Annotated in this window: 3 protein-coding genes; all 3 read left to right on the top strand. The window is 67.6% G+C overall.

The annotated features are described in order from the left end of the window. Positions 1 to 93 precede the first annotated feature (93 nt). On the top strand, positions 94 to 6,639 hold the full coding sequence (locus tag JF597_RS01010; protein ID WP_293986826.1) for a hypothetical protein: 6,546 nt from the start codon (positions 94 to 96) through the stop codon (positions 6,637 to 6,639). After that, complete coding sequence (locus JF597_RS01005) at positions 6,608 to 8,908, top strand: hypothetical protein (RefSeq protein ID WP_293986824.1); 2,301 nt, start codon at positions 6,608 to 6,610, stop codon at positions 8,906 to 8,908. Before JF597_RS01010 ends, JF597_RS01005 begins: the two co-directional genes overlap by 32 nt. Positions 8,909 to 8,973: 65 nt before the next feature. Continuing rightward, on the top strand, positions 8,974 to 9,366 hold a 393-nt coding region (locus JF597_RS01000), incomplete at its 3' end, for a hypothetical protein (protein WP_293986822.1).

Raw genomic sequence — 9,366 nt, 5'->3', positions numbered from 1 at the left:
GCCTTGGCCCGGGAACTGCTCACTCCTCTGACCGAACTGTTCGCCGAGAACACCCCGGCCGGCTGGCAGAGGCTGCTGAGGCAGGGAAAGCTGGTGGCGCTCGAGGACCGGCTGGTGTGGCTGCGCCCGGTGGTCGACGCGATGGTGCCGGTCCAGCCGTCGCGGGGCGGTTCAGCCGAATCGAGCGATCCGGTCCGCAAGTACCAGGTGAGGTTCGACGCCACCTCGGCATCGCAGAGCCGATCCGAGAAACACGCTCATGGCGTCGACACGTGGCTTTTCACGGCGGTGAACCTCGCTTCGGCTGCCGCGTCGACCTTCGTACTGGGCGCTCCCCACGTCTCCGTCGAGACCTCGGGTGGTGCCGCCCAAGAACGGAAGCGGACGGTGATCTCCGGTCACAAAGCGGTGGTGGAGGCGTCCGTGCCGTTCGAGGCCGCGGTGCGTATGCGGGTGTTCGCCGACGGCGAGGAAGTACTGGCGAAGGGGGTGACGGTGCCCCGTGGCCTCGTCGTCGAGCTTCCCACCGCGTTGGTGCAGACGGACAACCTCCGACCGGTGGACGACAGCGGACCGGTGGGCAGTGCGGCTTCCGCCGTCGCCGGCGGCGGCACCGCGAGCGGCCCCTTCCTGCAGGGGGGAGAGGTGGTCAACGCCGTCGACCTGACGCCCACGGTCGCGGCGCTCCAGGCGAAGCTGCGCGCCCGCGAGCTGGATCCGAAGGCGGCCAAGGAGGTCGTCAAGCAGGCCCTGGAGCTGCTCAACGAGTCGGCGTTCCGCAACCACAGCCGGTGGTGGCTGACCAGCGGCCTGGTCTCCCGCACGTTCACGGAGGAGCGGAGCGGCTTCCAGGCATACTTCCGGGCCAAGGCCATCGTGCGGCCCGGCACCGAAGCGGACGCGCGGCCGGTCGGGATGAGCACCCTCCGGACCCGGCTGGACCTCGGCGGAGGTATGACCTGGGGCAGGACGCAGACGAAGAAGAGCGCGGTCACCTACCAGGTGCTGGCAAACGTGGCCGGCTTGGTTCATCCGGTGGCACAGCCGAACACCCCACTGGTGAAGGGCTACGCCCCGATGGCCGCCGTAGGGGCTTCCCTGTCCCGGCAGGTGTCCCAAACACTCCAGTCGCAATCGCAGAGCCACGCAATATTCACGGTCAGCGAGCCGCACGTCCGTTACCACCACACGTACGACATCGAGTTGGAATGGCACGCTCCCAACGGCAGCCCCCTCTTCACGGTCGAGAGTCAGGCCGTGGCCGAGACGGGCGTGCCCCTGCGCGCGGAAGCCGGTGGCCAGCCGGCCGGCCCGGCGGCGGCCCTGCCCTACGTACGTCAGGTCCGCAGGCAGTCAGGGCTGGCTCTGCCACGGACGATGGGCCGGCCGGAGCGGCTGGAGGGCTGGGGCACCGGGCCCGTCCAGAAGGACGGGCAGGCCCGGCCACCGCTGGCTCTGGCCCTCCGCAAAGGCCTGGGCTTCGGGGTCGGTTCCGGGCTGCCAGGTGCCGAGCTGGTCGAGGACCACCTGCGCCACGCACTGAAGGAGGTGCGTCCGGCCGGCGGGCCGGTGCGCTGGGACGCCCTCGACAGGTTGCTCTCCACCCACTTCGGCCGGCCGGCGCTGGAAGGCAACCTCGCCGACCTGATGGCTGGCGTACAGCACACGATCGACCTGGGCGGGGAGCGCGTGCGCATTCGGGTGCGCGCCCATCTCCCCAACAGCCCGGGTTCTTCACCCAGTTACCCCATGACCGTCAACAACCGGGCGGCCGTGGGAGAAACGGCCACCCCGCGGTCGGCCTTCGCGGCGTCGCTGCGAGGGAGTGTCGGCGCGGCCCCCCGCTTCGGACTGGGAGAGGCCGAGCGTTTCCAGTTGACTGCACTCGCGCATCTGAGCAGGACTTGGGAGTCCGGCGAGGCGGTCGGCGACGAGGCGAAGTCCTATCGACGGATGGAGACCGACGGCCTCGTCGACGATCATCGCTACGAGGTGGTGTACGAACTGGGCTTGGCCTACGGGCCGGGGTTCCGCACTGTCGAGGAGTGGTGGATCGACCACTCTGGCGAACTGCTGTTCAAGGTGACCGTGCCCCGACAGCTTGCGCCGGCCGCCGAGGAGAGGCACGACGGTGCCGGCCAGGTGACGTTCCTGCGCGCATGGCCGCGTGACGGGCAGCGCTCCCTCTCCTTCACCGGCGGAGCGGCCGGTGTGTATCCGGCCTTCCTGCACATCACCGCGTTGCCTGCTCTCGCCGTGAACCTGATGTATTCCCTGAACGGCCGACCGGCCCCCAGGGGGACGGACTGGACACAGTGGCCGGACGAGGTGGCCGCGGCGACCGGGCCGGGAGAGCTGGCATCGTACTTCGGTCAACTGGTTGGACAGTACGGCCGGGTGATCCCCTTGCCGGACATGGACGACTGGCACCAGGCACTCACACTGCGGCTGCGCGTCGACCGGCCCCGTGCGCTGCCGCACAGCGAAGACGCCGACCCCACCGAGATCGAGCAGTACCTGCGATCGTCCTCCCGGCGCATCGCCATGCGTGGCACCCTGACGGCCGCCGGTTTCCAGTTCGCGGCGGGACTGCAGGAGCGGTTCGGTGCGGACAGCGGAAACGAGATCGAACTCGCCGACCCGCCCGGCATCATCGGCCCGCACGACAGCGCGGGCCCCGGACCACTGCCCGGTGGCCGGCTCATGGAGCAGCTGTACGGCGAGGCGGGTCTGCACATTGGCGACACCGAGGACAGGGGTCTGGGGTCCATAGAGGTCACCCGGGTCACCTACGACGAGGCACAGCTCTACCGGGCGGACGCGGTCTTCGAGGTGACGCTGACCAGATGGCGAACTGGCAAGCATCAGGAGGTGAGCCGGGTCCTGCGCGTGACGGACGGTCTGGACCTGCTGATCCCACCGCGCAGGGCAGAGGACGTCCTGCCCGTGGCACCGCCCGTACCGGGCCTGCCCCGGCAGGCCGCCGAACCCACTTCGGTGAGCCCCGGAGCCTCGGGCCAACGGGTTTCCCGCGGCTATCTCAACGGGCGACCGCTGCACACGGCCGTGTATCCGGAGCGCCTCGAAGCGGACGGAGTGCTGGCCGCGATCATCGAGAGGCTGACCGCCAGGGGCATCCTGGACAAACGGACCGCCGACGCTCCCACTCCGTTGCGGCGAGCCCTGATGAAGCAGTTCCGCTCCGAGACACTCGAAACGCAGTGGCAGGCACTGGCCGACGAGGGTGTCCACCACTGGTTCCCCGTCGACGAGGAGTCCACGGCTCTCGCCGTCTTCGGCGGCACCCAACGCCACCTCCTGGTGAGCGTCGAGCTGGTGAAGATGGACCAGGCCCACGACCACCGGCCCCGAGGGGATGCACGGCTCACCTCGCGGGTCGAAAGCATCAAAGACATCCGCAGGCGCAAGAGACGGGGGCACTCGTCCGGCTGGGGCGTCAAGACCACTTCACGCGCCGGTCAGCACGACTCCGGCACCGATGAGCAGGGGCACGGCGGCCTTGACGGCGCTTACGGGAGGTCCAGGCGGAGCATCCGCATACGGACCAGCAACCGCAAGACCGTGGACATCTACCGGGCCAACCCTCCCGACGACTCGCAGGAGTTCACGCACAGACTCTCCTTCCGCGTCCGGCTATCTCTCACGAACAAGCTGCCGGAGGTCCTCGACTCGATGGGGTGGGTGGCCGGCAAGACTGCCGCGGCGCTCGCCGGGTTCGTCGGCCACAAGTACACGCTCGAGCGAGCCTGGAAGTCGGCATCCCTGTGGTCCTGGCGGGACGAGGGTGCCGGCTCAGACCGCGAGATTCCGGGCATCGTCCGGCTGCTGATCCCCACCCACCTGACGGTGACGGCCCCGACCGTGACGGCCCCAGAGCGCGTGCTTTCGCTGCTGCCCCGCTCGGACGGCATCAAGGCCCGGTGGGTCACCCGGCGGGGACCCGCCGTCGGTACGGCGGACAACTCGGGCGCCCCGGGTACGTTGACGCCGGAACGTGTCGCCAAGCTGCTCACCGATCTCCATCCCTGGGACATGCCGGCCGCCAGGGTGATCCGGGAGTGGGCCAAGGTCGCGGCCGAACGGACACGGCGCGTGCCGAGACTCAACGACCCGCGGACACGGTCGGTGCCGGCGGTGGAACAGGGAACTCTGGGCGGGCTGTTCTACCACCTCGACACCAAGCACGGGAGGCTGCGAGTACGGATATCGAACCTGCTGGCCCACACCCACACCCTGAATGTGGCCGGCCGGACCGTCACCGTCGGGATCGACCTCACGGCGGCGCGAGCCCTCGACGACAAGGACCTGGATTTCAAGTCCAGGCGCTACCAGCAGAACGACAAGGACAACGAGTCGGGCGTCGAGTGGGCCGAAGGTTCCCGGTACGACGCCGGTCCCGAGGCCGGCGGCGGAGCAACCGAGGACTTCGCGTGGCTGGGCCGCTCGCCGTACACGTACGACCAGGAGCACGAGGGCCGGGTGGACGGCGGGACCGCAGCGACGGTCGAACACAACCAGGAGGCGAAGCGTCCAGTCCGCTACTACGTTTTCGACGTGACCGTGGTGATGCGCGGGAATGGCCGGGAGCTGCGCGTGGACGTTCCCGAAGGCCTGATCGCCATGCTTCCCACGGTGGACGGCCAGCCTGCCCCCAAGATCATCGAAGAGCTGGGCCATCTGTTCACGGATGTCCCGTCCGTGCGAGCCCTGTCCGAATTCGGCCCGCCTCGACCGCTGTTGGCTACCGAGCGAGTCGACACCGCCACCGCCGACGCCCCCGCCGCACCGCTCCACGCCTCCGCACAGGCCCCGCTCCTGGGCCGGACCGACTCCGTTGTGACCGATGTGCCCTGGACCACACCACCACCCGCCTACAACCCCCTCGCGAACGACGACTCTCTGCTCGACTCGTCCTTGGTCAGTTCTGTCGGAATGTCACGCGCTCCGACCACCAGTCAGACCCCGTCGCCCCAACGCACCCCTTCGCCCCGCGTTTTCCGCCCCCGGCAACTACGCCCGGATACCTCGACGCGGCAGACGGAATCCGACCAGTCCGCCCTCCTCCCCACCCGCTCCGGCGACGATGCCCGCACACCGGGGCCCCAGGACTTCCAGAAGCCCCAGGTTCCCGAGCCGCAGAGGACACAAGACCCTCTCTCAGAGAAAGCAGCAGCAAGCGCAGAGCACGACGCACAGAAATCCGCACCCGCGAACGACGCTCTCGGCCTCCGCTTCGCGGACATCAAGACTCCGGTGAGCGACGCCGACACGGGCGACGGCGGTACCGGTCGGAAGACGGCCAAGGACCCGGAGCCCCCCTCGGGGGCCGTTGGCGAGCGACCGCCGCGGTTCACCCTGGGCCAGCGGATGGAACTGGACGAGCTGGCGTATTTCTCCGCGACGCCGCGGGCGGGTCTGCCCGGTGTGGAACGGGTGGTCGGGGATCTGCGCGCGAAGATCCCCGGAGTGAGCGAGGACGACCTTGAGGCGCTGCCGGTAACTCTGGAACAGAACTTCCGGAAGATGGTGTCGACCGGTGGCCAGCGGCTCGGCGGATACCTGATGCGCTTGGGGAGCGCCGAGGTGTTGTTCACCGTCCGTCCGCAGAACGCGCGTCTGGTGCTGAGCACTCTGGCCGACAACGAACGCGCTCCGTTCGGAACCGAGGCGAACGCCGCGATGTTCAACACGGGTTCCTTCTGGCAGAGCTCGACCGTGAGTACCATGCCCTACTCCGCAGGGGGATCCATCGGCGTGCCGGCGGGCCCCGTGACCCCGGGCCTGAATTTCTCGGTGACCGCCAACGCGAAGCACCACGGGATGAACGCCGCGCAGTTCGTGGAGGACGGGCAGGTCAGCAACCACCGTACCGACAGCTCGCTGCTCACGGTGGACATGAACCTGTCGTACAGGATCAGATTCGACGATGACACCACTGACTGGAAGGGGGCCCCGGAGAACAGGCAGCCACCAGCCGACCCGATGCCGAATGCGGGCGGCGACAGGCTCGCGTTGTGGATCCCCGATCGCTTTCTGATGGGGCAGCACGCGAAGTTGGCCACCAAAGCGGAGGCCGGGCCGCCGATCGTCCCGGAGAGGTACGTGGCACTCGGAATGACGGGTCTGCCCGACCTGTACGACCAGGCACTGCGCGGGCTGCGCGCCCGTTGGTCAGACGGCAGGGGCGACACCTACCTCAAGGGCGGCAGCGGCGTTCGGGAGGAGTTGCGGAACGGGATCGACAAGCTGGCGACCAATCTGCGGCGGTCGCAGGTCGGGGGTGGCCTGCCCGGGCAAGCCGAGAAAGGCTATGCCATTGACCTGCACGAACCGGGTACGGCGAAGACGATCGCCACAGTCCGGGTCCTCACCGAAATCCTCGACGAGACTCAAGCCGCGCGGGCTCATCTTCCCTCGGTCAGGATGTTCTCCGACGCTGCGGAGGACCGCAATGCCCCCATCGAGCGGGTGCAGACCCTGCTGAACGCCGCGGGAGCGAGCAACGGACTCGAGCAGCGATGGGCGGCAGGCTTCGCAGCACGGTTGGAGCCGGTGGGTGGGCCCGACCCCGTTCTACTCGGTACCCATGGAATACAAGCTGGAGATCGAGGTCCGTGAGCCGTGGGGAAGCGTCGAGGCATCGACGGACGAGGATCTGCGCAGCGTTGGCATCGTGTCCCTGACCCTGCCGGACGCGGCGGCCTACGACAACGGCTTCCCCGTGGACGAGACGTCGGTCGAACGCATCGTCCGGGAGACCTACCCCGAGCCGATCACCGGTCCGGACCGCAGACACCTGCCCGCATACATGAAGAAGACAGTGGGAATGAGCCCGGTCCGGTTCGACACGGCCACCATCGACGCACTGGGCGCACACATCCGCTCTGAACTCCAGAAGATCGACTACCTTCCCCCTGCCGAGGGCTCGTTCGCGGACGTGGCGAAGCTGTCCCACCGGGAGAGCCATGACGTCAAGATCGAGAATGGCCGGGCGCTGGAGAACTGGCTGATGGGGATAGGGGACCACTTCAACAGCGCCATGACGGAAGAAGGCGCGCAGCTGCGACTGACACGCAGGCCTGGCTTCGGCCCCGTCCCCCGGACGGAAGAGTTCGCGACCGTCAACCTCAAAGTGTCGTACGCGCTCAAGGATGCCGTGGATCTCGGGCCCGCGGTCCATGAGCGCATAGCGATCCTGCTCATGGCCCTGCGTATCGCCGGACAGTCACACGGCGGAAGTGAGAACATGTCGGTCCTCCTGAACTTCGGCTTTTCGCGCGAGGTTCTGAAGAACGCCGGCCTCAGTCTCGGCGGAGGTTACTCAGCCGGCTCGAATCGCGGTGAGATACAGGTGTTCAACCACCCCATCCTCTTCGAGCCGACCGATGACCTCCGCAAGCACCGGATCGAGAATCTGCGACTTGAGGTGACCATCGCCAAGGGCAACACGGGCAGGGTTCCCGGCCACCGCGTCGGCGGCGACAAGGTTGTGGACACTAAACAGTTCACCGGCAGCGCCGAGCTACTCGTCCCGAATCTGCCGGCCGATCTCCCCGACGCCTTGACCATGGACGGGGGCACGCCCTCCGAGGTCTTCGAGCGAGCGGTGATTCTGTCGCTGGACACAAGTGGCGTGACGAACGGGCTGCTGGATCAACTGCCGCCGGACCTGCGTGGGGCGGCTTCACCGGTGGAGCATGCCATCCGGCAGCTGACCACGCACCACACGATGGTGGCTCAGGCACCCCATATGCTCCAGGGACCGGGCCACTACGACATGGACAACGGTGCTGCCTACGGCCTCTGGAAGAACGCGTACACCGTGATGTCCAGCGCCCTGGAGGTCAAAGGTGCGACGTATATCGGGGCCACCGAGGAGCCGGTAGTCCTGGCGCTGATCGCCTTGCTCCAGAACCAGGTGGTCAGCGGCCAGTTTGCCAACTACCGCTTCGGCTGGGGCACGTTCGGTGCGACCCTTGGCGGGGAAGCCGGCGGCGATGCGGCTGTGACCGGTGCTACTGGCGTCGACATGTCCCATTCCTGGGGTACGTCCGAAGCGCTGAAGAAAGTGGGCGGATTCGAGACGATCGCGCTCTCGGTGGGCTCGGTGTTCATCTACGGCGCGAACACGACATTCAAACTCGGTGTCGACTGGTACAAGAACGCCGCGCTGCTGCCATCCGATCGCGGTTCCGGCACCGCGACCGTCGATGACCGGCAGATGGTGTTCATGGTCCCACGAGACGCCGCGCTGCAGGCCTACCTGAACGGGGACCTGCCAGTGCCCAAGAAAGCGCTGGCGAAGGTGGTGGAATTGTGGAATCAGGGAGACTGGGCGCAGCTCAAACTCGGTGCTGTCCTGATGGCTCGGCTGCTGCTGCATTGGCGCGAACGGCCTGGCGAGTTGCCGGAGGGCACCGATCTGGCGACGTTGGCCGCTCGGCTGGGCGAACTGCACCAGATGGGTGCTCTCAGAGTGGTGGACGACGAAGTGCTGCTCGGGTTCAACGAGGCCTTCCCCGAACACAGACTCACGCCGGTCACTCTGCATCTGCCCCGTTATCTGGCCAATCCGTACGAACCCCATCGGCGCATCGGACCCACGACGGTGAACTCGGTGCGGTTCGGAAACGGCGTGACGCTGTGGGGGAAGATCAGGGACCTGTCCTTTTCTCGAAGCTGTCGACGATCCTCTATATGGACATGGTGGGCGGGGAGGTGGAAATCCAGTTCGCGAACACCTGGGGCCCGCTGCACGAAACAGTCTCGGTGGTGCTGTCGGCAGAGCTGGTGGGGCAGCTCAAGCCTTCGGAGGAGCGGATGGACGGCCAGCAATTCTTCCTGCACGGCCAGGCCGAGCGGAGTAAATCGACCAGCCGTTCCCTAGCCCTGAGCGGCTCCGTGAGGGCCGGCGGCAGCGGTCACAACGGGAACGGAGGCGGAGCCCTGGGGATGTCACTCGGCACCGGTGCGCAGGTCGACTACGTCCGTACGCAGTACTGGGAGAGTGTGCTCGCCGGCTACGGCAAGACCGTCGACTTCGACGGCGATCTGAACGTGACGCTGCAGGTCCGTCTCGGCGATGCGCCGAACGCCGATGTGAACAACCTCGCCATGGCCCAGCAGCGGAAACTCACCGGCCGCACATCGTCCGCACACCATTTGCTGGGAACGATCCAGCTCGGTATACCCGCCGTCATGCTGGGGCCGGAGGAACCGTTCCAGTACAGGCCGCCGTCCACGATCCCAGTGACGTTCCCGCTCAACGCGCACCCCGTGGGATTCGTCCTGGCCGGCGGCTATCGGCGGCAGATAGCGAGCCTGCTCAGCGCGGTCTTCGGCCCC

This window comes from Streptomyces sp. (assembly GCF_019510245.1).
Classification (GTDB): domain Bacteria; phylum Actinomycetota; class Actinomycetes; order Streptomycetales; family Streptomycetaceae; genus Streptomyces.
Note: the sequence above shows the minus strand (reverse complement) of the source record. Positions and strands in the feature narration are given on the sequence as shown.

Coding starts and splice junctions, on each gene's coding strand:
- JF597_RS01005 (WP_293986824.1), top strand. CDS start 6,608: ATGGAATACAAGCTGGAGATCGAGGTCCGTGAGCCGTGGGGAAGCGTC.